The sequence below is a fragment of the Pseudorhodobacter sp. E13 genome (genome assembly GCF_003991405.1).
Taxonomy (GTDB): Bacteria; Pseudomonadota; Alphaproteobacteria; order Rhodobacterales; family Rhodobacteraceae; genus Pseudorhodobacter.
Map to the genome: position 1 here is coordinate 1 of NZ_RPEN01000138.1, position 20,678 is coordinate 20,678.

A 20,678-nucleotide genomic window follows, 5' to 3' on the forward strand; every position below is an offset into this window, starting at 1 on the left:
AGCGCCGCAATCCGGTGGCCATCGCCGGTCATGATCTCGACGGACGCATCATCCCAAGGCGTCCTGAAATCCAGTGCGGTGTGCACCATGGGAAAACCGAATTTGTCAAAAGCCCGCAGGCGCTGGCCCTGACCATCGACCTCGACCAGCCGCGCGTCATCATCGTCAGGCGTGGCAAAGTCCATGCCCAACAAGGCCACGCTGTCTGCGGTCGGGTAGCGCGCCAGTTCGACGCTGATCTGCCCTTCCGCATGTTGATAGCGGATGATTTCGGTGCCAACGCGGGTGCCGAACTGGCCGCCGACGGGCGTTGCAGCCAAGCCCGCCGCCAGATCGGGGTAGATGTTGAAATTCACAAATCCGGTATCAAGCTCAGCCTGATACGAGGTCAAAGCAGCCTCATAGTCGGGCCACATTTGCGCGCTGACCAGCGCCGTGAATTGGTCGACCCCGATCTGCACCGTTGTGCCGCTGCGGTTGCCGAGCACCGTTTGGACAACCGACGCTGTCTCAAGGTTAACTGTGGTTACACCGGTCATTTGGTCTCTCCTAGACAACTGAAATAAGGAACGGGCCTGCGACGGGTCCCGGAATGCCATCGGCATTCTGCGGCTCCAGCCAGACGTAATGGGTGCCCTGCGCCAGACAGGCGGCGGTTTCGAGATAGGCCACGACATCATCCAACGCGCCGTTGAAACTGCTGTCGGCTGCGAAGCCGATTGTTGTGGTGCCGTTGGTCGCGTGCAGCCGGTCGCTATGGGTTCCATTGGCGCTGGCGGCGCTGCCGAGGAAGGCCGTGCCGCCCGTCAGACGCGGCGTAACGGCTCCGTTGCTGCGCCCCGAGACGGTAAACCCGACGCGATACCATTTGGCCTCGGTTGCCGCAAAGGACTGCGACAGGGTGCCAACGCTGCCTGCCACATGGCTGGCAACGCCATTGGCAATCGTCCAGCCCGCGCCCGACGTCCAAGCGGCAGGGCTGCTCATGGTGCCGCCGCTGATCAGGTTCGACCGCGTCGAGTCGCCCAGCACGAAGCTGAAGCTTTGCAGCGGCGTCGTAACGATTGCTGCACCGGCAGCGTCGGCGTCACGGTCCAGCACGGCAGAAGTCGAGCGATAGATCTGGACCTGCGTCGTTGCCTCATCCGCACCGGTTGCAAATTGAACCAGCGCACCGCCAAGCAAGGTCGTGACGCTGATTGCGGCTTCGTCCAGAGCGACCGGAATGCCTGCGTCATCCGCACCAACGGTGATGGTGACATTCGCGGTCCAAGGGCTGGCCGCGCCGCTTGCCGCGAGCGCCCGCGCCCGCAGCTCCACCTGATCACCCACGGCATAAGTGGTCATTGCACCGCCACCGTTGGCCACCGGCAGCACGATTGCGCTGTAGCTTGCCGCACCGGCCAAACGATGTTCCACCTCGAAGTTGGCCGTCACCACGCTGCCGGTCGCTGCGGTGAGTTGATAGTCGATCCGGTTGGCAACGCCGGTGCGCGCGATGCCGCTGGTGATCGCAGAAAAGCGCGGCGTGTCCGGGGCGCTGGCGTCTTCGATCAGCTCTGCGCCCGCCCGTCCTGTCCAGGTGGGAATGGAATCGGCCTCGAGCAGCGTGTCAATGATCGGCGCTTCGTCAACAAGGTGCAGGATTTCGTCATTGTCCTGCGCCCGTTCGACGCCGCGAACGATCAGCGGCAGGCTTTCCGCCGAGGCGCGACCGAACAGCACTGCATCGCCTATCTGCGGCATCGGTCCTGTGCCGGTCAGCGTCAGGGTATCACGTTCACCGGCCACCGTTTTCACGGTCCTGACGGTTGAGGTGCCGATGCTGTCAGGCTCTGCGGCCTCCGTGTCAAACACCCGAAACCGCACGGCATAGGCTTGGCCATTGACCATTTCCACAGGCTGGTCGAGTTCGATCAACGCCCCGATTACATTTCGCACCCGCGCCGATGCCTGCACAGAGTCGAGGACGTAATGATTGAGCATCACCTTGTCACCGCGCGTGGCAACCCGCACCGGGCCGATCTGCGTGACCTGATAGCTGTCAGGGCGATAAATCGCCTCATACTGCCGCCGCCGGGCCTCGCGCCAGATCAGGTCGGGGTCAGTAATTCCCGGCATGTCCAAGGCCTCGGTCACAGTGATCTCGCCGGTGTAACCCGGCCAGCGCACCACCCGTTCGGCGTCTTTGAAGTCATTGGTCTGGTCCGAGAACTTGACCCGAAACGCATGCGGATGGTCGATAAAGCTGCGCGTCGCCCGCAAGCCCGAACTGTTTTGTGCATCCAGATGGTCGATGATCAGATCTTGCGCGCGGTCAATCGTGACACCCCAACGCGCACCGTCATGGCGCGGCGTGGCGCGTCCGACAGCCGCAATCTGTGTCAGCACGTCGCGCAAAGAGGTGGCGCTGTCGTCGAAAACCTTGTTGAAGCTCAGCCCCTTGATCCGGCAGAAGTCGTGCCACTCCTCCAGAAGACCAAGGTCAAGCCCAGCGTCACTGACCGCTTTTGGATTGCACGGCGCTTGCAGGACGTAGCGGTAGAGCGATGCAGGATTAGAGGTCGCGCGTTCCACCCAAAGCCCAGACACATGGTCATAATCCGCACAGATGCGGGTCCCCAGAGCGCTGATATTGTCCAAGGCGCCAGACAGTTGGTGCGTGGCCTTGATCCTGACAGCGACCAAGGACAAGGGCCGGGGATAGGCCAGCGGGTATTCAGGCCGCAAGGTTTGCAAAGCGGCCCAGCTGACACTGCGTTGGATCGTGCTGTCGGTGGTTTCATCGTTCAACAGTGTGAGCCGCACCTGATAGCGGGCGCGGGTCGGAAACTCCCAACTGTGCTGCCGGTAGAACGACTCCAGCTTTTTCGCGACGATATCCAGCTGGGTCAGCAAAACCCAATCGTCTGCGTCGACACGACGATATTCCACCCGGACCGAGACGCCTTCAGCATGCGAGCGGCCTTCTTTGTCGAACCGGATCATGCCCGATGGAAAGGCCAGAATGATCGACGCGCCCGAGGCATCGGCCCCCGTGGTGCGCACGATAGGCGTGTCGGTCGTGGCCACGCCTGCGATGATCTCTCCAAGTTCATCGCGGGGCAGTGGTCTGGTGAGTGCAACGCCGACCGTCTCTTCGGCGATCTGGCGTGGATACAAGGCGATGGTCGTGTCGGCGTCGACACCTTCGCGCGCCTCGATCTCGACGTTGGAATATTCGCTGATGGACGTCTCGCCGATGCGGATATCGTCCAACTGCACCCGGCCTTCGCCAAAGTTGAACAGCGCCCGCACATATTGGAAGTCCCCGACGATTTCCGTGTAGGGCAAGGCGGCATAGGGCGGCGCGTAGCGCAGACTGCCCAAAACCACCGGCACTGCCCCATTTGGGTCCAGTCGGTTGCGCAATCCGCTGATTGAATAGCGGTTGGCGGCATTGCGATCCTCGGGCTTGATGGGCGGAATAAGGGCATTGATCAACAGTTGTCCAAGGGCTGTGACCGCCAAAGACGCCCCGGCAAAAGCCAGCGAATAGGCCGTCGTCCCAGCCGTCAGCCCCAGAACCGAGCCTGCGAACCACGTCCCCGTCGCAAAGGCCGCCACTGCGACAACAATCGACAGCACCGATTTCAGGGCATTCTTGCCAGCGACCAGTCGGATGACCACGCGCACACCGGCCTTTGGCCGAACGCGCGCCCAGTGTTCTGGCAAGATCAACTGGGTGCCGCGCGCCGTGACCAGCGCCACCCGGACCTGCGCCAACTCAGCCGACGGCTGGCAAGGCAGAGCCGCCCGCACCATTTCCGCGATGGTCAGACCTTCGGGGAACTCCAAAGTGATCCGGCGCTGGCCGGGGTCAAAATGCGGCGCGGCGATGACTGGCACCAAACCTGTCATGTCACGCCCCCGCCCAATGAAAATGGCCGACCAGACGGTTGCCCCAGCGCCCGGTGCCATAGGTTTCGATCTTTGCCCGGTCCTCGTCGACCATGTGCAGCATCATGCCGGGACGGATCACGATGCCCAGATGTGTGGCCAGCCGCCCCCTGCGGAACACGGCAATGTCGAATGGCCGGGCCTCGCCCGTGCGGCATAGCCACAGCGGCGAGCCTTCGGCCCCAGCGATCAATGCGTCGATTTCGGCATGTTCATCGACCCCGCCATAGCCAAGATATGCGGGCAGTGTGATCCCGCGCGCTTCGGCATAGACGATGCAGGCCAGCCCCCAACAATCCGCGCCAAGGCGGTCCCGCCCGAATGGCGCAAAGGGAATTCCGACGAATGCGTTTGCCCAAGCGCTCATAGGTGCAGCCCCGGAAACCGGTTGCGCGTCATGCGGCCCGGCGGAAACGGCTCCAGCTCAATCTCGTCGCGGCTGATCGACAGCAGGATTTCCGACTCGGTTATATTCGCGCTCAGCAGTTGCAAATCGAGATATTCCGCCTCGATAAGATCGGGCGTTTCCGCCAAGACCACGGCCAGATTGACCGTTGCGGGTGTGCGAAAACTGCGCAAAAGCGCCGCCATCTCGCTGCTCAGGTTTTCGACCGCGATCTGCGCCGCCGCTGGCGCGTCCTCCTGGTCGGACGGCAGCAAGGCCGAGGCGATGATCCACAAGAACGGCTGCGTGACCGGGTTCGCGCCGCGCCATGTCGAGCGGGTGCCATAGACCAGCGGGTCGGTCGATATCCGCTCCGCATTGTCTGTCGACAGCCGGATCGGTCCCCCTGCCAACTCGGGATGGGTGATTTCCAGCAATACGACAAACAGCCCGTCCGAGCCTTCATCGTCAATCGTTTGCCGCGCGTTCAGGGAAAGGCGTCTCATGGCAGCACCTGCAGGCTAAAGGTTTTGCGGCATTCGATGCCGACAAGCGTTTCGCTGGGCGGTGTATCGCCCCATGAGCAGAGCCAAAGCTTGGACAACAGCAAAGGCTGGCCATCCGCTGCCAAGAGCGGCAGCCCGTCACTGCCCAAAAGGGGCCAACCGTCAGTGGTAGGGTCAGGCATGTTGAACAGCCGGGTCCCGCCCGCGCAGTCGACCTCATAAAACCGATCAAAAACTGCTCTTAAATCCCGTGTGAGCAGCATCGACATTGTTACGGTCTGCGCCACACGGCTCAGCTTGCGGCCATAGCGCGCAGGCCCCGCGTCGCCTTGGGTTTTGCGCCGGCCATCCTGAAGGCTGCGCTGCCACGTCTGCCGCTCGGGACGAGGCAATGAACTGGGCCAATCCATGATCATCCGCGCTGCCTCACCGCTGGCGTCATCGAAAACTCTGACTGCATGGCGCGCCGCAACGGGTTGCCGCGCTGTGACACTGCAGCCGCCGCTTGCTGACCAATCGTCATGGTGATTTGCGGCTGGCCCCGGCTATCGGTCCCTTGCGTTGCCTCGACCTTCTGCCCCGAATAGTCATTGATGACGAAAGACATCGGAGCGGCGGCAAGCGCGGGGGCTGCGGCGACTTGGCCGACCAGCCCGCCTGCGGCGAAGCCGGGGATGGGGGAACCGGTGTTCATGGCCTCCAGCAGATGCCGGTATCGCGCTGTCGATTTGGCATTCATGACGAACTCGCCATTGGACAGCCGCGCCGAAATCTCGTCTGACGTTCCAGAACCGGGGCCATGAACCAGCCCTCCTGACGCATAGCCCCCGGCAAACGGGTTGAACGAGAGCAGGCCACCCAAGAACCCGCCGCTGCTGGACCCACCGCCACCGATAGCACCAAACAGGCTGCCCATCAGGCCGCCGCCACCGCTGCCGCCCAGCAAGCCACCCAACGGCCCATCGCCCAAGATGACCGCCTGCAATATCGCCCGCTCCAGTGTCTTGATCAGTTGCTCGCCAGCGTCTGCGCCGCCCATAAGCCCGTCGATCAAGGCGTTGCCAGCCTGCTCACTGACCCATTCCATCCGCTTGAGGGCATCGGTTTCGCGGATACGGGTTTCAATCAAGTCTTCAACCTTGGACATCTCGACTTCGGTGGCACCGGCCAGAGCTTCACGGTTGCGCAAGAGTTCCTTGCGCACCGGGTCCGTTTCGCGCAGCAACTCCAACTCGCGCTCTTCCCGCGCGATCAGTTCGTCCAACGCCCTGCGCTGTTTGTCGACTTCAGAGGTGCCGGAGCTGCGGCCAGAACCAGAGCGGCCACCACGGTTAGCTTCCCGTTCACGCTTCGCGGCGGCAGCCCGCTCATCGGCTAGTTCCGCATCAAGCTTGACGCCGCGCATCTTGATTTCGCGCTCGGCCCAATTGGCGGATTTATCGAACCAGCTTTCCGCGGCTGCGTCGCGGGCATTGTATTCAGCATCGATCTGTGACCGCACTGCGGTCATGCGGGCATCTGCGACGCTTTTGCCTGATTTCAAAGCCTCGAGTTCGACGACTTTGGAGGCGTTGGCAATGAGGCCGCCGCCCAATTGTGACAGCGCAGACAAGATGCCATTGATCTCGGCTCCGACAGAACCCATCGCATCTGCCCAAGCGTAGGTTGCCGCTTCGCTTTGCGCCGTGGCATCCCAGCTTTCCAGAAGCGAGGTTTTCATGTCCGCCGAGATATCAAGGCCGCGCACCATCTCGGCATAGACTGCGCGTTCCGCCTCTGCCCTGAACTCAGTGACTTGCGTGCTCTCCGCACCATAAAGCGCGGTCAGCCGCTCCAGTTCGACCTGACTGGCCTTCGATGCGACGACCTGCGCACCTTTCGCGTATTCATCGGCAGACAATGCGACCCGCGCGCGGATGTTTTCGAGCACTTCCGCGCCCAAATCTCGCACGGCGCGCAAATCGTCCAGCATAGGCTGACTCGACTCGCTGACTTGGACGCCCAAAGCAGACATGTCACGGATAATGGCCGCCAAACCATCGTGAAGCTCGCGCTGTTCGCCGTTGAGGTTTTTAAGGCCACCTGAATTGCCCAGTAACTGGTCGCGCAAATCGAGCGCTGTCGCCAAGCGCTCGGCAGGGTCCGCGCTGTTGCGCAGCGTCTCGAGGTTCTGGGCAAAGGAAAAGGCCATCTCTCGGGCGGCCTTGTTGCCACTCTTCAGGCCCAGAAAATCCCGAGCTGCAGCCTGCGCGGACCCGCCTTGGAGGGTCGTGCCCGCCAAAACGAGTTCGCGGACACTTTCGGAAGTTTCGTCAATTTTTTGATAGGCATCAAACTTCGCCAAACCCGCCATGTCCTGCAGGACTTGCCGAACTGCAGGGCTGGCCGAACCGAACTCTTCAATCAGTTCAGACCAAGGCGCGCGCGCTGCATCCGCTCGATCCGCAAAATTCTCGACGCCATCGGCCATCTCCTCGAGCCGGTCTTGCAATGTGGTCGCTTTGTCTTTCGCGCCGGTCAACCATTGGATCATGGCGGCACCGGCTGCGATGGAGCCGATGGTGATCAGGCTGACCGGATTGATCATACCCATGAAAGCAGACTTAAGCGCCGTAACGGAACCCGCCGCGCCCATCGGCCCGATGACCTGGCTGATCTGGGTGCCCTGCTGGATCGCAAGAACCAAGGGGTTCTGCCCAGCCTGCAGCATCATGCCAATATCGAAAAACTGTGCCGTCAGGTTTCCGACACTGCCTGCAGCGATCTTGTGGCTTTGCCCCATCGCCAGCGCGTTGGCTCCGGCGACAGCTTCGGCGTTGGCAAGTGCGGTCACCTTGGCGGCTGCGGCTCCTCCTGCGCTGCCAAGGCTGGCAACGCTTCCAGAGGCCCCGCGCGCCTCGCGGCCCGCTTTGGCGGTCTCTGTGCCAAGTTTTTTTGCCTCAGTGGCGGTCGAGGCAAGTTCAGCCTTCGCGCCCTTGGCATCGGCGGTCAGCAAAAGCCCAAGGGTCAGCGTCATTGCATGCGCCCCCGGTTCAACTCGCCCACCGCCCCGGCCTCGATCATCTGAATATCGGACCAAAGATCGGGGGTGACAGCCACGCCTGCCATTTCCAGCCCGGCGCGCGCGCCGTTGTAATCCAGACCGTGGACCAGCACGCCGCCACGGGCCAGCGCCGTCATGCGGAACTGGCTGTCGATGGTCAGAAAGGCGTGAACGGCTGGCACATTGCTCTCCCAGATGCCTTTGGTTTCAGTTGCGGTCAGCAGGGCGGGATTGATGCCCCAGAACGCCGCCTCGGTGGCGTCGTCATCGGGGCGAGTGTTGAACAGCGTTCCGTTCGCCCAATCCCGCCCTGCTTGTGTCAGTTTCCCAAACGGGCTTTCAGCAGCGCGGCGTTGTAGCCCCGCACCAAACCCAGAACGACCCACGGCAGGCCAAGGCATTCCTCGCGCACTGCGGCGGAGTAAGGGATCGCGGTGCCTTCGGCGTCTGCCAGATCGTCCAGGCTGACCAGCACCGCGTCGGCGTAATCGCGACCATTCATCCCGGCCAGTTCGCCCGGCGGCACAAAGCGAAAGCGCGCCAGCAAGGTCTGCTCTTCAAATCCGCCGTCAACGGGAACGTCGACGGTGACGGTGTGGGTGAACTCGGGGTTGGTAATAACCTTGAAGGTCATGGCAGTCTCCTGTGAGGTGGATCAGGTCAGAACCAGCGTGAACTGGTCATTGCCGGTCACGGGCAGTGGCACGAGCCGCAGCGGCCACTCGACCACGCCTTGGGCGTTCTGCGCGCCTTGCGGGCGCTGCATCTGGGCTGCGGGCGCGTTGATCGTGGCGCGTTTGCCCGCCACCGTGCCATGGGTCAGAACCAGCGGAACTTGGCTTTGGGATGCCGCCAGCGAGAACGGGTTGAGCGTGGCCAGCGGCACCGCCTCGACGACTGCTTCGACACTTTCCGCGCGATCCGTGATCAGCACCGCCTCGGACCCAACCAGAAAGCGGTTTTCCAACTGGTTGCCAAGGGTCAGGGCAAAGCTGCGCATGACCATGGCCGTGCCGCCGATGGTGCAGGTGGGCGTGTTGGTTTTGCTGGCAACTTCCGGTTTCCTGAAGCTGGTGAAATCCGCCGTGGGCAGGGCGGCAGCGGTCGGCACAGTGAACAGCCCTTGGAATTCAAACTCCAGATAGGGGATGCCCTGTGCATTGACCCGCATCACGCAGGTGCCGCGCGCGCCCAGCATTTTGACCAGCGTTCCGTCCATGTTGAAATAGATCGTGGCGCTCTCATGCCCGTCAGTGACCGGGTTATAGGTCACCGATGTCGTAGCCACGATGGTCTGGGCGCAACCGCATGCCCGCAGAAGCGGCCCCCATGCGGGAGGTGTGCCAGCGGTCCCGGAAGGGGCCAGTTCCACCTTGAACGTGATCTTGCTGTGCAACTCGGCCGGAATGGTGCCTTGGGCTGCCATGTAGGGCAGGTCCAGCTCGCGGCTGACATCGTTGCCTTCCATCGGCATGCAGGCCATGTCGATGGCAAGGATGGCATTTGCGGCCCCGGTCGGGGTCGCGTCCACGCCATAGGTGGTTTCCAGTTTGAAGGTCAGCACCTTCTTGCGCCAGAAAAGCGGCATTTAAGCCTCCTTTACGTTGGATTTAACGGCGGGTTCATCCGGCGTTTGTTCAGGGGCGGAGGCCGCGTTCCGCGCGTATTCCTCCAGAACAAGCTGGCCTGCCGTAACGGTGAAGCTGCCGCCTGATTGGGGCAGCGGATGCGGGGCGTTGGTTTCGCGGGTGGTCTCAGGCTTGGTGTCAGGGGCTTTGCGGCTCATGGCGTGATCCTCAATTGGTCAGCGATGGAAAACTCGATCAGATAGGTGAAGGTGCCTTTGTCGAGCGAGACGCCACCCGCGCGAACCAGTTGAAACACACCGGGGGTATCTTCGGGCCCCCAGCCGCAGAGCGCCGCCAGCACCGCGTCAATATGTGGCCCGACCTCCAGCAAGGCCTTGTCGCCCGTGCGGCCTGCGTTGCGCATCGACAGCAACACTGAGACGGACTCGGACACCGATTGGACGAAGATCTCCGAGGCGCTGGTAACTTGGCCCCCGCGCAATCCGGTCGGGATCACATAGGCAGCCACGCCGCCCTGCTGCGCCAGCGCGTTGGCCCCCATCAGAGCGGCCAATTCGGCTACGCCCTCAACGGTGCGCAGTCCGGACGCGCGGTCGTTCAAGCGGGCAATGACGGCGTCAACCTGCATCAGATGAACCCCTTCATGTTCGCGGCGGTCAAGGGACGTTCGCGGTCGGTGATCCGCGCGCCAGAGCCGCCCGTTGCGGCTGGTTCCGCCCCAGCGGCACCCGGAATGCGCAAGGCACCACTGGCAATATCGCGCAGGGATCGCAGGGCGTGGTCATAGTCGCGCGTGACCTTGGGGTCGGGTTCCGACAGGTGCAGCTTCCAGATGGCAATCGCCTGCGCCAGATCACCGATGAAGGGTGGCGTGGCGGTCAGCGGCAGCGCGTAACGTCCCGCCAGATAGCCGTCGATCATCGCATCTGCCTCGGCCAAGGCCCGGTCGACGACTGCCGCGTCAATCGCGCCGGTAGGCACGTCGGCCCGGTCGGTCAAGGCGATCAGCATGGCGGCACCGTAGCGCTCGGTCATCTGGGCAAGAGTCGCGTAGGTCATCGGGAGTTCCTTTGGGCATCTGGTGCCGGTCTCTCCCGGCTGTCGCGTCCATTTTCTCAGACGTTGCAGCGCGCAACTCGGGTGCGCGCGCCCCTACTCAGATCGTCGGCGGTGGGATTGCGTTTGTGGGCCCATGCTCCGCTCGGTTCGCGATTGATCCTTTCGCTTGGAATTCGGGGGTCAGGCGTCTTGAAGGTCGTGCCAGTGCTTTTCAGCAACCGCGCCCACGGCAGCGAGGGCCTTGAATTCGGCTTCAGACAGAACAATGTCGCCCTCGGCCTCAATCGGTTCACCGTTGTGCTCGATCAGACGGGTGGCGGTGGCGACCCGGCGTTCAGAAATCGCTCCCTCGGGCTTTTCCTCCGTGCGGCCAGCACCGCCCTTTTGAAGGTCGGCGTTGATGGCGTCCGAGAGTTTCACCCCGTCTTCAGATTCGCCTGTCACGGACAGGGTTTTCCCTGTCTCGGAGGCCGGAACGGTTTCGGGGGCGGCTTCGGTGGGCTTGGGCTGTTTGGCCATGATCTCACTCCTGTCAGGTTGTCGAAGGGGGCAGTTGCCCGCCCCCTCTGGAAAACCTGACAGCGATCAGGCGACGGCGTTTTCGATGAAATAGCCGACATCCTTGGCGACGATCAGTTCCTTCACGCGTTCGCCGGTCCGCACCCGGACACCGCCATTGAGGCCGATATCCTTGTCCTCGATCCGGCCCGAAACGCGCCCGCCATAATCGGCGGTCAGACCAAAGGTGATGCCACCGCCTTCGACCGTAGCCATCGGGTTGAGGTGCAGCATTGCAATATGCTTGCCCCATGCCCGTGCCAACGATGGCGCTTGGCCCGGCTTGGCAGTGTTGTGCCAGGCATCGCCGATCAGCAGGTTGGTAATGCCCTCGCCAGACAGCAGATCGATGAACTGTTGGCGCGTCACGATGCCTTCGCTGGTCAGATTGCCCTTGACCGCATTGACGATCTTGGGGTGCGAGGACAGCTTCGACCAAACCGCGCGACCCATCACCAAGGTGTTCGGCGGATAGACCAAGGTTTTTTCCATGCCAGCCTTCAACGCGCCAATGGGGTCAGAGTTGGCATAGTCCGAGAACTGTGACGTCCCCGAGAGCGTGATCTTCTTGTCCGCCGCATAGCTGGCCGAATTATGCACCAAGCCCGCAACCCGCACCTCGCGGATATTTTCCAGCGTGTCGGTCAGCATGCCAACCGAATGTGCCTCGGGATTATAGGCCGAAACCTTGCGGGCGCGGGCTTCGGCAGCCGCCTCGATGTCGTCATAAGGGATCGGTGCATCGAGGCCGAAATCCTCAACCGACGAGGTCTGCTCGGTGCCAGAGAAGGTCAACTGCTGGACGCGGCCCAAACGCCCGACCCGTGCATCCGGCGTATTGAATGCTTCCGAGATCGGGTATTCAGTCCATTTGAAGTTCTCCGCGCCGACAGACACGCGCGGCAAAACCTGATCGGCAATGCGGAAGGCGGCGGGATTGCGGAACCCGACCGCAATCGCGGTCAGGATGGGGTCAATTGTAAACGGGCGACGAGGTGCCATGGAAACTCTCCTGATTAAGCGCGATCAAGCAGGCTCGGGGCCAGCCAGACGTCGATGATGTCGCCGACCACACCCGGAGCATGGGCGAAGCCGATGACGCGGCGGGTGCTCGAAGCTGCGGCCACAGCCGGGACGGCACGACCGGTGGCGTCCGACATCAAGGGTTGGCCCGCCGTGACGGTCGCGCCCAGTTCCACCGAAGCCAGACCCGCCAGATGAATGTCGCACTGGTCGCCCAAGTCCGCGCCCATTTCGTCCGACACACCGATAGCGGCATCCGTGTTGGCGCTGGTCATTTCCACCGTGGTGCCAGCGGCCCCATCGGCAAAGCCGACAATGCGGAATGCTGCGATGGCGGCGGCTGCCTCATAGCTTTTGATGAACATCGGGATCATTGCTTGCCCTCCGAGATGGCCAGAACAGCGTCTGTCCAGGTGATGCCTTCATGCGCCGCCTGATAGGCTTTTGCGCGGCTGACCAGATCACCCTGATCCGACTGCAGGGCCGGGTTGTCGCGGCTGCCTTCGCGCGGCTTGATATAGGGGGCACCCTTGATCAGCTTTTCGGCTGTTTGCGGGTTGGTCATATGCAGCGCCACGAGGTCATCGCGGGTTTGCTCGTTCACCGCCGTGGCCCCTTTGTTCCGCTCGCCATCCACAAAGGCTTCTGCGGCCTTGCGGCTGTTGCTTTCCAACAGGCCGTCGAGTTGCGACTGCAGCGCCGTTACTTGCTGGGACAAGGCCGCATCGCCTTGCTTTGCCAGTTTTGCGGCCATCAGGACCGCACTGGCAGGCGCATCTTGATCAACGCCAAGTGCGACACCAACGTCCGAGATGGTCGATTGAAGGGCGGTCGCATCCTTGCTGCCGCCCGACAGTTTCTTGATCGCGGCAAGGATATCTTCCTCGCCCGCGTCGTCACCAAGGCCAAGCGCCTTGGCGAATGCCGCAAATGACATTGCGTTCTCCTCTGAGTGAAGCGCGGTCAGCCCGCGCAGATTGGGGCGGTTCGTCAGGGATGCCCGAAGAACCCCGGTGATGTTTTTCGCGGGATCGTGGGTGATGACGGGCGAGATGCCGAGATAGGCCTTCTCCTCCATCAGTGCGCGGCCCGAAGCGTTCCATTCAACCCGCCCCCAAAGCCCGTCGTCGCGGGCCTGAAGCTCGACAATATGGCCACGAGCCGGGGAGGGTTCGCCGCGTGGTCCAGCGATGTCGATGGAATGGTTTTCGTCGATAGGCAGTTTCACCGCACCGGATGTTGCGATGATCGACTGCAAGCTCGTGACACGGTAGGGACCGCGATGATCGCCGGTGTGAACCGTGCCGCCGCCCGGCAAAAGGTGGACCCATTCGGGAATACCTGCCTCGGCGGGCAGATCAAGCGGCATGGCTTGCATGAGGGCAATGTGAGAAGAGTTTTTCATGAGGCGACTATGCCGTCATGAGGGACGCCGATTAATCCACAAGGGTTTGCGGGGGATCGCTGGTCTTCGCGCGCGCGGGGCGGGCGGCGTCAGTTGGCGGGCGCGCCGCCGGTGCTGCCGCCTTGTGCGCTGGTTGCCAACCACTCCTCGACCGTGGCCAAGATGCCCGCGCGGTCATCTTCGGAGATGCCAAGGAAGGGCCGCGCCGGAATATCGCCCCACAGATGCGGGAATGCGGCCTTGGTGCCGCCGAACTGCATCATGGCGGCGTAAACGCGGCTTGAGCCGACTTCGACCTGATTGGAACCAGCCTCATAGAAAATCTGCGACGACAGCATCCCTGACGGGCCAAACAGCGGTCTGCGGTCACGGCCCTTGGTATTCGGGGACTTTGCCGCCCATTTGCTGCCGTCCGGGGCCTCGCCTTTCGTGAAACGGTCTTTCGTAGATGCCATAAGCAACTCGCCGATTTCTTGCATGACCGCCGTCATATCGCCCAGGTCCAGCAACAGCCGGTCCAGCGCGGCACTGATCTCGTCATCCTTGATTTCAATGGTGAACATGCCTAGATTTCTTTCTGGGTGATGACCCCGGAAAATCGGGTTCCGTGGATGCCGTACCCGCGAAAGCGGATCGCTAGCACATGAGGGGTACCCCGACCCTCCATCACCCGACTTTCCCTGTCACAAGCGATAGAAGCCCCCCGGCCAAACGACCCAGAATATCCGCTTGGAGCGGTCGGTAGGCCGAGACGATGATATTTGCCGTGCTCGTCTCCCGATTGATCCGCGTCCGGTAGTCCAAAGCCACAGCCAGTTGAGGTCCGCGCCCGTCAACGCCGGTTTGCATGAGATAGATCAGCCGCCCGGTGCGTTCATCCAGCAAAACAGCCAATGGCGCGCGCAAAAGCTGCGGAAGCAAAAGCCATTCCGACGATGTCAGCGCATCGCCCGCGTTTGCATGACGTCGTGCCTTGGGGCCAGCAACCAAGCCGGGATTGATCAGAAGCTCCGCAGTTTCTGCGGTGATATTTCGTTGACGTAAACCCAAAAGCACGTCTTGTGACAAAACACCGACGAGTCCGGGTTGCGACCGCTTGCCTGTTTCTGCCTCGACAAGCCAAATAGGCCAGTAGCGGTCAATGGTTCCGGCCATTCCGGCACCAAAGTCCGATCCGATTCCGGCTGGCAGCGATTGGAGTTTCTTGGCCCCCAACGCCAACAATTCTGCGACACTCGCCCCCGGCGCATAGTCCCAACCCTTGTCGATCCCCGCAGGCGCGCCGGTCTTGGGAACGGGCGCGGCCCAAGTCTCTGGCAAGACCAGCCCCGGCTTGCCGCCCACCCGCACCGCCCCGGCCAATGTGCGCGCGCCGACGATGTAGCAGCTGCAGCCCCAACCGTTGGGCGGCGCATGCGTGGCCCAAAACGGATGATCGGGCGGCAGGATCAAACCGTCCCAGCCCAGATGCTCAATGCGCGGGTCCAATGATCCACCGTGGCGGTAAACCCAGAGCTTGAAGTTCCCGGCGACCAGTTGCGCCATCCGACCTGCGGCGTAAGTGGTGCGCATGTTGGTCTTGTAAATGACCTTGGTGCGCCACGCCTCGCCGCCTTTGGTGCCTTCGCCCTTCCAGCCGTGCCAGCCGTGCCGCTCCACGATTTCGCGGAAATCGCGGCGGAAGGTCTCAAGCGTGGTGCCTTGTAAAATCGCCTTGTCCACCGCCGCGCCGAGGTCGGCCAGCAAATCGGCCTTCATGGCCCCGGCAACCATGAAGGCACGATCATGCTGTGTGCGCTGGATGTCGTCCCATTCCGCAGTGGGGGTCAGATCACCCAGCCGCAGCCGGAAGGCCGCGACCTGTTCGGCAAAGGGCTTGCGAAAGGAAGCTGTGATGCCGGTCACGAGGCGTTGTCCTCTGCCGCAGCGATCTGGCCTGCGCCGGTCGCAGCGACAAAGCCGCCTTCCAGCGCGGAGAGCAGGTCGGCGTTGTCGACGGCGTCAAATCCGGCGTGGAACATCTCGCGCAATTCCTCCAACGAGCTTGCAGCCCCGACCATCGCCTCGATCCGGCCCAGCATTGCGACCATTCCGGCCCGCGCTTCCGTCGCCATACGCTCGGTCAGGATGTCCACGATAACCGGTTCGGGCCTTGCCCCCGAAATTTCGCCCGTAGGGGCCTCTTCGGCCTGCAGGGCGGCATCCACCCGTGAAACAGCCTCACCCCGTTTAAAAACGGCTGGTTGGTGTTTAAATTTCGAATTCGGCCCCGAACCCTCGGTGACAGGTGGCGGCGGCGCGTCGTTCTGGCCCATCGGTCGCATCAACTCGTCATGATCCTCGGGTTTGGCGAGGCCGAAGCGGTCGCGCACGGCGCTTTGGCTGACCTTCAGCCCCCGGTCGATCATCGGACCCAAAGCCGCGCCCAAGGCGGCGAGGTCTTCTGGTTCGGGACGCGCGATTTTGATGCGCGGATAGCGCGCCTGCGGGCCAAACTCCAAATCCATCCACGGGCGCACCAGATCCCGGTTCAGAATGGCGGCGAGCGCCTTGGCGTCGGCGCGCTCGATATCCTCCTGGACTTGGCGGTGCTCTTTGCCGCTGCCCAAGCCACCCGTGACGGCATCGGTCGTTGCTGTCTGGCCCAGCACGGCTTTGGAGGTTTGCTTGTCCAGCCAATCGCAGCGCCGTTCGTAAAGGTCGGCGGTGGCCCCGACAGACTTGGTTTCGACAAAATCAATCGTCATCGACTCTGGGATGATCGCCGCGCAATCGCCTGCGATATTTGCCACAGCCTTGAACAGGGTGTCTTTGTCCTCCTCGGTTGCCCCGGCCCCGTATTTGCCCAGGCGAAGCGGCTGCCCATAGGTCTGGGTAAAGATCGCCCAATCGCGCTGAGTGAAAGCCTTGAACATCCACGCCCATGCCGCCGCGCGCGCCAGACCGCCGCGCAAGGCCAGACCGGACTTTGCCTTGATGGTCGCGTAGATGAAGCGGAACGGCTCGAGCACGACCTCTTGGCCATAGTTGTTGATCAGCAACGGCGTTGCCAGATCATGCCGCTTGAACCGAAATCCGCGCGGGTCACGATATTCTAGCCTGTCAGGCCGCCATTGCCCGCTCGAACGATCCCAGAAAATCTCAGTGAAACTGTAACCCTTGCCGATGGCATCCAGAATGTCGAACAACTCATCGGCCAGCTCGTCCCGGTTCAGCCAGTCGCGGATCATTTCGGCCTTGGCTTCATCCTCTGCGCTGTCAGACGCGGCCTCGACCGTGATGTCGATTTGCGTCACCGAGCGGCGGCGGGTGCCGAGCACACCCAGATAATGCAGGTCCCGCTCCTCAATCGTCTCAGCCAGTTCCAAATAGCGAATAGGGTTGCCCGCGTCCGCTTCGCGCAGCATTTGCGCCAGAATGACGGGGTTAAGGCCATCCCCCGGATAGCCTGTCAAAGGGCTGCGCACGCCGGTCAACGTCGGTGCGGCAATTTCCTCCGTCAGCTTGTTTCGGTTGACCGGGTTGCCCCAGCGGTCCAGCAGTTGCGGGGTTTTCATCAGAGACTTCCTTTCAGTCGCGCGCCCAAGGGGGCACGCAGCAAACCGTCGCCTTCCGCCGCAAACATGGGCGATCTGCCTTGCCCCGCAGTCTCCGGGCTAACCGCCCGATAGGCATATTCGCTCCATGGCAGGCGGCTGGCGTAATGCGCGAGGGCTACGGCAATGGCATGGTCGCCGTGGCGCTTTTTGTTGGTCTCGCCTTCGCGCAGGGCAGGGACGCGGGGAATGCCGCGCACCAGCTTCACTGCCCGCAAGTCTGACAGATGATCGGCATCCTTGATCAATGCGATGCTGTCATCTTCAAACGCGGCCTTGAGGGGCGGCATCTGAAGCCGATACCATTCCTCGGAAAACTTGATCGCCATGACGATGCCAGCCCCCGTCGGCTCCGGGCGCAGGCCAAAGATGCGGCCCATGTCCTCGGCCACGGTCCAGCCCATGCCTGTTGCGTCAAAGGCCGCTCCGATCAAGCGGGGGCGCACATGGTTCAGGACGGTTTTGCAGATCAGCTTTTGTTCGTCTCCCGGCACATTGCGCAGCTCATAGGCCAGCACTTCGCGGCGTTTCAAGCGCTGTTCAATCGCCATTAACGACCCGGCGGTCAGATCGACATAGCGGGCAAAGTCGAAGCCAAAGGAAAAGCGCGGGCCAAGATCAAGCGCTGCGAGCTGCGTCTCCAACTCCTCGATGAACGGGGCCATCAGCGACAGTTGCGCCAGCCGGTCGCGGTAGAGGTAATCGGCGGGCAGTTCCAATCGCAGAACCGGTGTATCCACCGTCATGCGCGCCTCGATCAGCGGCGCGGGCAGCCATGCGCCTGACGACAGCGACGGGATGCAGAACAGTTCCTCGTCGGCCCCGTCACCGTAAAAGTCGATGATGGATTGCCGCCATTCGGCTTCGCCTTCGGCTGTCCAGTCTTTGCCGGTCACCAGACAGATGCGTTGATAAAGCCCCTCGCGCAGCGCTTGGTCGAAGTCGATCCGCACATGGGCATATTTCGACCGCTCGGCCAGAATGTCCTGAACGGCTTGGTTGAACGGATTCTCTGCCCCGTCATGGGTGGAGCAAACGACGACCTGACCGCCCCACATCAGAAAGGCCAGTGCAGCCTTCAGCAGTTCCGCCAAGCTGTCGACAAAGGCGGCCTCGTCGATGATCACCACGCCTTGCTTGCCGCGCAGGCCACGCGGGGCCGAGGACAGCGCCATGATCTCAAACCCGCTGGCGAACTTGATCCGAAAGGCATTGATCGCCTTGTCGTCATCATCCTGGTCAAACAGCGTCTCCTCAACCTCGGAGGCCGCGCTGTCAAATGCGCGCGCCCACATGGCGCAGGCGTCGATGAACTCGCGGGTCATTTCGCGGGAATAGGAGATATACATCACGTCCATGCCGCCCGCCGCCTTCTGGCGACCGGCGCGCAAGGCGGCATAGGCGGCGAGGCCCCATGTCAGACCGATCCGGCGCGACTTCTCGACAAACAGCACCCGCTCCATTGCGGTGCCATCGAGCAGGTTCACGACGCGGGCCTGATAGGGCAGCAAAACGGCGGGCAAGCCCTCGTCTTGCACCATCTGCGGAATGGCATCCATCGCCGCCCGCCGCGCCTCGGCCCACGCCTCTTTGGTGATGATCGCGGTCATCTGGCCTCGCGGATTGTGAGCAGATAGGGGGTCTCGCGCCAGAAGCTGACGCGGAACCGGAACCCGAGATGCACATATGAGAGATGACGGCCGAACAGGATCGCCGCAATGCGGCGCAGCCATCCGGCGTTTTGCCAATGCTGATCTGCGACCAAACCGAGCATGCCAAGGTCATAGTCCCCCATCACGCTACCCCCAGAATCTGTTTCTTGATCAGGTCGGTCGTCTCTGTGGTCAAACCCTTTGCCTTGCCGACGGTATCGACGGCCTCAGTGACGCGGGCAGCAAGTTTGGCGTCTTCTTTCGCGCGGCGATCCGAACTCATGTTCTGGGCCTGCTGGGCAGAGCGGAAAGCATCGGCCAGTGACTTCAGTTCCTTGGGCGCAACACCGTCCGCGCCGTCGCCCAGCATGTGCAGCACCACGGACTTGATCATCTCGCCTGCGATCACCGTCAGGTCGTCAGATGCCTTGGCATCATGCTTTTGCGCCAACACCGCAACGATCTCGCGCGTCTCGTCCAACCGCCGCGACATACGGGCCTGCCGGATCGAAAACCGGTTGAAGCTGCTGAAGGCCGGGATGCTGAATTCCAGCTCGCCCCGGTGTTCCTTCATCAGCGCCTCGCAGGCGGCGACAAATTCGGCATAGATCTCGGTCTGGGTCTTTTCCCGCGCGGCCAAGGCCAAAGCGGCCTCGGTCACAATCCCCTCGCATTCGGGGGGCAGCACGTCGAAACTGGACAGGCGTCCCCGACCTCTGACCATGATCTACTCTCCCGGACGCGAGGGGCGTTTGATGCCCTCGATGACGATGGCGCGGCGCAAATGGCGGTGGCCTTTTTCGGTCAGGGTGGCCACGACAACGGACCCCGGCTTTGCCAAGGTCACGGCCCCCATCTCGGCCAGCCAATCCAATTCGCCGTGGACCCATTCGCGGGTGCGGTCGATGCCAAAGCGCAGAAGCTCCTCCACCAGATAGCCCGAATGCAGCCGCTCGTCGGTCTGGGCGGCCAGTGCCTTGAGCATGATCAACCGCGCGTCTTGGCGCACGAGTTCCAGATAATCGGTCATCGCTTTGTCCCTCCACCGCTCAGGTGTTCGTCATGCCGCACAACGCTGTGTTCCAGCCGCGCCATGATCTTGTTGGTCGCCTGCATCTCGGCGTTCATCGCCTTCAGGTCGCCCCGGATATCTGACAGCGCGAGCGTGACTTGGTGCAGGTCGTCTTTCCCCGGCATTGCCCGCAGGGTTTGTTCGACCGAGGCCAAGCGCGTCTCGTGGCTGTCGGTGCGCTTGCCCAGTTCATCAATCCGCCGTCCGTTGTTGCGCGCGCTGGAGCCGATGATGTTCCAGATGCTGGTCCCGAAGGACAGCAAGAGGGCGAGGGCCGCGACCCAAGCCAAAGGCGTCGACAGGCTCAATTCGACACCGTTCACTTGGCCTGCCCCCATTTTGCCGCCACATCCTTGAGCGTGTGGCCGCCCATGTAGAGCGCCATGAAAATGCCGGTCAGGCTCATCAGAATGTCCCAGGGCGCGGCGGGCAGGGCGATCTTCCAGATCGCATTGGCGATATGCAGGACGACGATGTTCCAAGCCCAGAACAGGCCGAGCAGATACATCCAACCCGGACGCCATGCCCGCGCCCAGAGCGGCTCGCCTTTTTCGGCTTGCAGCACGGCCATCTGATATTCCAGCCCGGAGGCGTAAAGCGCGACCATCTCAGGGGCCATCCGCTCCACTTCGCGCATGGCGTCGATCACCACACCGGGCTGGCTGTTGATCACCGCGTCCAGATCATCGGGGGCCACGCCGACACGGCCCGCCACGGCCTCAATGACATCGGCGGCCAAAGAGCCGCCCGCGCCGCCAAGTTTATCTTCCAGAATCTTGCGCAAGATGGGCAATCCCACCTGACCTGCAAGGCCGATCAGGGCCGTCGTCATGTCAATTCTCCGTTCCGGG

General features: G+C 62.4%; 25 protein-coding genes. All 25 read right to left on the minus strand.

The window, feature by feature from the left end:
- A partial coding sequence (locus EGN72_RS02355; protein ID WP_370323141.1) for a hypothetical protein occupies positions 1-539 on the minus strand: 539 nt, incomplete at its 3' end.
- Positions 540-549: 10 nt separating this feature from the next.
- Complete coding sequence (locus EGN72_RS02360) at positions 550-3,900, minus strand: host specificity factor TipJ family phage tail protein (RefSeq protein ID WP_127045047.1); 3,351 nt, start codon at positions 3,898-3,900, stop codon at positions 550-552.
- A 1-nt stretch (position 3,901) separates the two neighbouring features.
- Positions 3,902-4,306 carry an NlpC/P60 family protein gene (locus EGN72_RS02365; protein ID WP_127045048.1) on the minus strand — a complete coding sequence of 135 codons (405 nt, stop codon included), beginning with the start codon at positions 4,304-4,306 and terminating at the stop codon, positions 3,902-3,904.
- On the minus strand, positions 4,303-4,830 hold the full coding sequence (locus EGN72_RS02370) for a hypothetical protein (RefSeq protein WP_127045049.1): 528 nt from the start codon (positions 4,828-4,830) through the stop codon (positions 4,303-4,305). The genes EGN72_RS02365 and EGN72_RS02370 overlap by 4 nt, the downstream gene beginning before the upstream one ends.
- Positions 4,827-5,099 (minus strand): hypothetical protein, encoded by a 273-nt coding sequence (locus EGN72_RS02375; protein WP_233587000.1) that lies wholly within the window; start codon positions 5,097-5,099, stop codon positions 4,827-4,829. Before EGN72_RS02375 ends, EGN72_RS02370 begins: the two co-directional genes overlap by 4 nt.
- 143 nt (positions 5,100-5,242) lie before the next feature.
- On the minus strand, positions 5,243-7,846 hold the full coding sequence (locus tag EGN72_RS02380; RefSeq protein ID WP_127045051.1) for a phage tail length tape measure family protein: 2,604 nt from the start codon (positions 7,844-7,846) through the stop codon (positions 5,243-5,245).
- Complete coding sequence (locus EGN72_RS02385) at positions 7,843-8,259, minus strand: DUF1799 domain-containing protein (RefSeq protein ID WP_233587001.1); 417 nt, start codon at positions 8,257-8,259, stop codon at positions 7,843-7,845. Before EGN72_RS02385 ends, EGN72_RS02380 begins: the two co-directional genes overlap by 4 nt.
- The gene (locus EGN72_RS02390) at positions 8,193-8,507 is read right to left on the minus strand and encodes a hypothetical protein (protein WP_127045053.1); all 315 of its coding nucleotides are present in this window, start codon (positions 8,505-8,507) and stop codon (positions 8,193-8,195) included. The genes EGN72_RS02385 and EGN72_RS02390 overlap by 67 nt, the downstream gene beginning before the upstream one ends.
- A 21-nt stretch (positions 8,508-8,528) precedes the next feature.
- Positions 8,529-9,461, minus strand: a complete 933-nt coding sequence (locus EGN72_RS02395) for a phage tail tube protein (protein ID WP_127045054.1) — start codon at positions 9,459-9,461, stop codon at positions 8,529-8,531.
- Positions 9,462-9,659 carry a hypothetical protein gene (locus EGN72_RS02400; protein ID WP_127045055.1) on the minus strand — a complete coding sequence of 66 codons (198 nt, stop codon included), beginning with the start codon at positions 9,657-9,659 and terminating at the stop codon, positions 9,462-9,464.
- The gene (locus EGN72_RS02405) at positions 9,656-10,090 is read right to left on the minus strand and encodes a hypothetical protein (RefSeq protein WP_127045056.1); all 435 of its coding nucleotides are present in this window, start codon (positions 10,088-10,090) and stop codon (positions 9,656-9,658) included. Before EGN72_RS02405 ends, EGN72_RS02400 begins: the two co-directional genes overlap by 4 nt.
- Positions 10,090-10,521, minus strand: coding sequence for a gp436 family protein (locus EGN72_RS02410; RefSeq protein ID WP_127045057.1), 432 nt, complete (start codon positions 10,519-10,521; stop codon positions 10,090-10,092). Before EGN72_RS02410 ends, EGN72_RS02405 begins: the two co-directional genes overlap by 1 nt.
- Before the next feature lie 180 nt (positions 10,522-10,701).
- A complete protein-coding gene (locus tag EGN72_RS02415) occupies positions 10,702-11,040 on the minus strand; it encodes a hypothetical protein (protein WP_127045058.1) in 339 nt (112 codons plus the stop codon).
- A gap of 66 nt (positions 11,041-11,106) precedes the next feature.
- Entirely contained in the window at positions 11,107-12,081 is a 975-nt protein-coding gene (locus EGN72_RS02420; RefSeq protein WP_127045059.1) for a capsid protein, read from the minus strand.
- 14 nt (positions 12,082-12,095) lie between these two features.
- On the minus strand, positions 12,096-12,476 hold the full coding sequence (locus EGN72_RS02425; protein WP_127045060.1) for a capsid cement protein: 381 nt from the start codon (positions 12,474-12,476) through the stop codon (positions 12,096-12,098).
- Positions 12,473-13,471: a phage protease gene (locus EGN72_RS02430; RefSeq protein ID WP_158623116.1), complete on the minus strand. Its 999-nt coding sequence runs from the start codon at positions 13,469-13,471 to the stop codon at positions 12,473-12,475. The genes EGN72_RS02425 and EGN72_RS02430 overlap by 4 nt, the downstream gene beginning before the upstream one ends.
- 125 nt (positions 13,472-13,596) lie before the next feature.
- Positions 13,597-14,070: a phage virion morphogenesis protein gene (locus tag EGN72_RS02435; RefSeq protein WP_127045062.1), complete on the minus strand. Its 474-nt coding sequence runs from the start codon at positions 14,068-14,070 to the stop codon at positions 13,597-13,599.
- 103 nt (positions 14,071-14,173) lie between these two features.
- A complete protein-coding gene (locus EGN72_RS02440; RefSeq protein ID WP_127045063.1) occupies positions 14,174-15,412 on the minus strand; it encodes a phage minor head protein in 1,239 nt (412 codons plus the stop codon).
- A complete protein-coding gene (locus tag EGN72_RS02445; protein ID WP_233587002.1) occupies positions 15,409-17,064 on the minus strand; it encodes a DUF935 domain-containing protein in 1,656 nt (551 codons plus the stop codon). The genes EGN72_RS02440 and EGN72_RS02445 overlap by 4 nt, the downstream gene beginning before the upstream one ends.
- Positions 17,064-18,713 (minus strand): terminase large subunit domain-containing protein, encoded by a 1,650-nt coding sequence (locus tag EGN72_RS02450; RefSeq protein ID WP_127045065.1) that lies wholly within the window; start codon positions 18,711-18,713, stop codon positions 17,064-17,066. The genes EGN72_RS02445 and EGN72_RS02450 overlap by 1 nt, the downstream gene beginning before the upstream one ends.
- Complete coding sequence (locus tag EGN72_RS02455) at positions 18,710-18,898, minus strand: hypothetical protein (RefSeq protein ID WP_127045066.1); 189 nt, start codon at positions 18,896-18,898, stop codon at positions 18,710-18,712. The genes EGN72_RS02450 and EGN72_RS02455 overlap by 4 nt, the downstream gene beginning before the upstream one ends.
- Complete coding sequence (locus tag EGN72_RS02460) at positions 18,898-19,479, minus strand: phage protein Gp27 family protein (RefSeq protein WP_127045067.1); 582 nt, start codon at positions 19,477-19,479, stop codon at positions 18,898-18,900. Before EGN72_RS02460 ends, EGN72_RS02455 begins: the two co-directional genes overlap by 1 nt.
- Positions 19,480-19,482: 3 nt before the next feature.
- Positions 19,483-19,785, minus strand: a complete 303-nt coding sequence (locus EGN72_RS02465) for a hypothetical protein (protein ID WP_127045068.1) — start codon at positions 19,783-19,785, stop codon at positions 19,483-19,485.
- Positions 19,782-20,165 (minus strand): DUF2730 family protein, encoded by a 384-nt coding sequence (locus EGN72_RS02470; protein ID WP_127045069.1) that lies wholly within the window; start codon positions 20,163-20,165, stop codon positions 19,782-19,784. Before EGN72_RS02470 ends, EGN72_RS02465 begins: the two co-directional genes overlap by 4 nt.
- Positions 20,147-20,659: a hypothetical protein gene (locus tag EGN72_RS02475; protein WP_127045070.1), complete on the minus strand. Its 513-nt coding sequence runs from the start codon at positions 20,657-20,659 to the stop codon at positions 20,147-20,149. The genes EGN72_RS02470 and EGN72_RS02475 overlap by 19 nt, the downstream gene beginning before the upstream one ends.
- Between the last annotated feature and the right edge of the window lie 19 nt (positions 20,660-20,678).

What these genes read in the sequence shown, in the direction of transcription:
- EGN72_RS02460 (WP_127045067.1), bottom strand. Translation starts at nt 19,479, where the DNA reads ATGGTCAGAGGTCGGGGACGCCTGTCCAGTTTCGACGTGCTGCCCCCC.
- EGN72_RS02390 (WP_127045053.1), bottom strand. Translation starts at nt 8,507, where the DNA reads ATGACCTTCAAGGTTATTACCAACCCCGAGTTCACCCACACCGTCACC.
- EGN72_RS02400 (WP_127045055.1), bottom strand. Translation starts at nt 9,659, where the DNA reads ATGAGCCGCAAAGCCCCTGACACCAAGCCTGAGACCACCCGCGAAACC.
- EGN72_RS02455 (WP_127045066.1), bottom strand. Translation starts at nt 18,898, where the DNA reads ATGGGGGACTATGACCTTGGCATGCTCGGTTTGGTCGCAGATCAGCAT.
- EGN72_RS02415 (WP_127045058.1), bottom strand. Translation starts at nt 11,040, where the DNA reads ATGGCCAAACAGCCCAAGCCCACCGAAGCCGCCCCCGAAACCGTTCCG.
- EGN72_RS02465 (WP_127045068.1), bottom strand. Translation starts at nt 19,785, where the DNA reads ATGACCGATTATCTGGAACTCGTGCGCCAAGACGCGCGGTTGATCATG.
- EGN72_RS02375 (WP_233587000.1), bottom strand. Translation starts at nt 5,099, where the DNA reads ATGTCGATGCTGCTCACACGGGATTTAAGAGCAGTTTTTGATCGGTTT.
- EGN72_RS02425 (WP_127045060.1), bottom strand. Translation starts at nt 12,476, where the DNA reads ATGATCCCGATGTTCATCAAAAGCTATGAGGCAGCCGCCGCCATCGCA.
- EGN72_RS02420 (WP_127045059.1), bottom strand. Translation starts at nt 12,081, where the DNA reads ATGGCACCTCGTCGCCCGTTTACAATTGACCCCATCCTGACCGCGATT.
- EGN72_RS02405 (WP_127045056.1), bottom strand. Translation starts at nt 10,090, where the DNA reads ATGCAGGTTGACGCCGTCATTGCCCGCTTGAACGACCGCGCGTCCGGA.
- EGN72_RS02435 (WP_127045062.1), bottom strand. Translation starts at nt 14,070, where the DNA reads ATGTTCACCATTGAAATCAAGGATGACGAGATCAGTGCCGCGCTGGAC.
- EGN72_RS02395 (WP_127045054.1), bottom strand. Translation starts at nt 9,461, where the DNA reads ATGCCGCTTTTCTGGCGCAAGAAGGTGCTGACCTTCAAACTGGAAACC.
- EGN72_RS02380 (WP_127045051.1), bottom strand. Translation starts at nt 7,846, where the DNA reads ATGACGCTGACCCTTGGGCTTTTGCTGACCGCCGATGCCAAGGGCGCG.
- EGN72_RS02430 (WP_158623116.1), bottom strand. Translation starts at nt 13,471, where the DNA reads ATGCCGCTTGATCTGCCCGCCGAGGCAGGTATTCCCGAATGGGTCCAC.
- EGN72_RS02475 (WP_127045070.1), bottom strand. Translation starts at nt 20,659, where the DNA reads ATGACGACGGCCCTGATCGGCCTTGCAGGTCAGGTGGGATTGCCCATC.
- EGN72_RS02360 (WP_127045047.1), bottom strand. Translation starts at nt 3,900, where the DNA reads ATGACAGGTTTGGTGCCAGTCATCGCCGCGCCGCATTTTGACCCCGGC.
- EGN72_RS02410 (WP_127045057.1), bottom strand. Translation starts at nt 10,521, where the DNA reads ATGACCTACGCGACTCTTGCCCAGATGACCGAGCGCTACGGTGCCGCC.
- EGN72_RS02450 (WP_127045065.1), bottom strand. Translation starts at nt 18,713, where the DNA reads ATGACCGCGATCATCACCAAAGAGGCGTGGGCCGAGGCGCGGCGGGCG.
- EGN72_RS02445 (WP_233587002.1), bottom strand. Translation starts at nt 17,064, where the DNA reads ATGAAAACCCCGCAACTGCTGGACCGCTGGGGCAACCCGGTCAACCGA.
- EGN72_RS02470 (WP_127045069.1), bottom strand. Translation starts at nt 20,165, where the DNA reads ATGGGGGCAGGCCAAGTGAACGGTGTCGAATTGAGCCTGTCGACGCCT.
- EGN72_RS02370 (WP_127045049.1), bottom strand. Translation starts at nt 4,830, where the DNA reads ATGAGACGCCTTTCCCTGAACGCGCGGCAAACGATTGACGATGAAGGC.
- EGN72_RS02365 (WP_127045048.1), bottom strand. Translation starts at nt 4,306, where the DNA reads ATGAGCGCTTGGGCAAACGCATTCGTCGGAATTCCCTTTGCGCCATTC.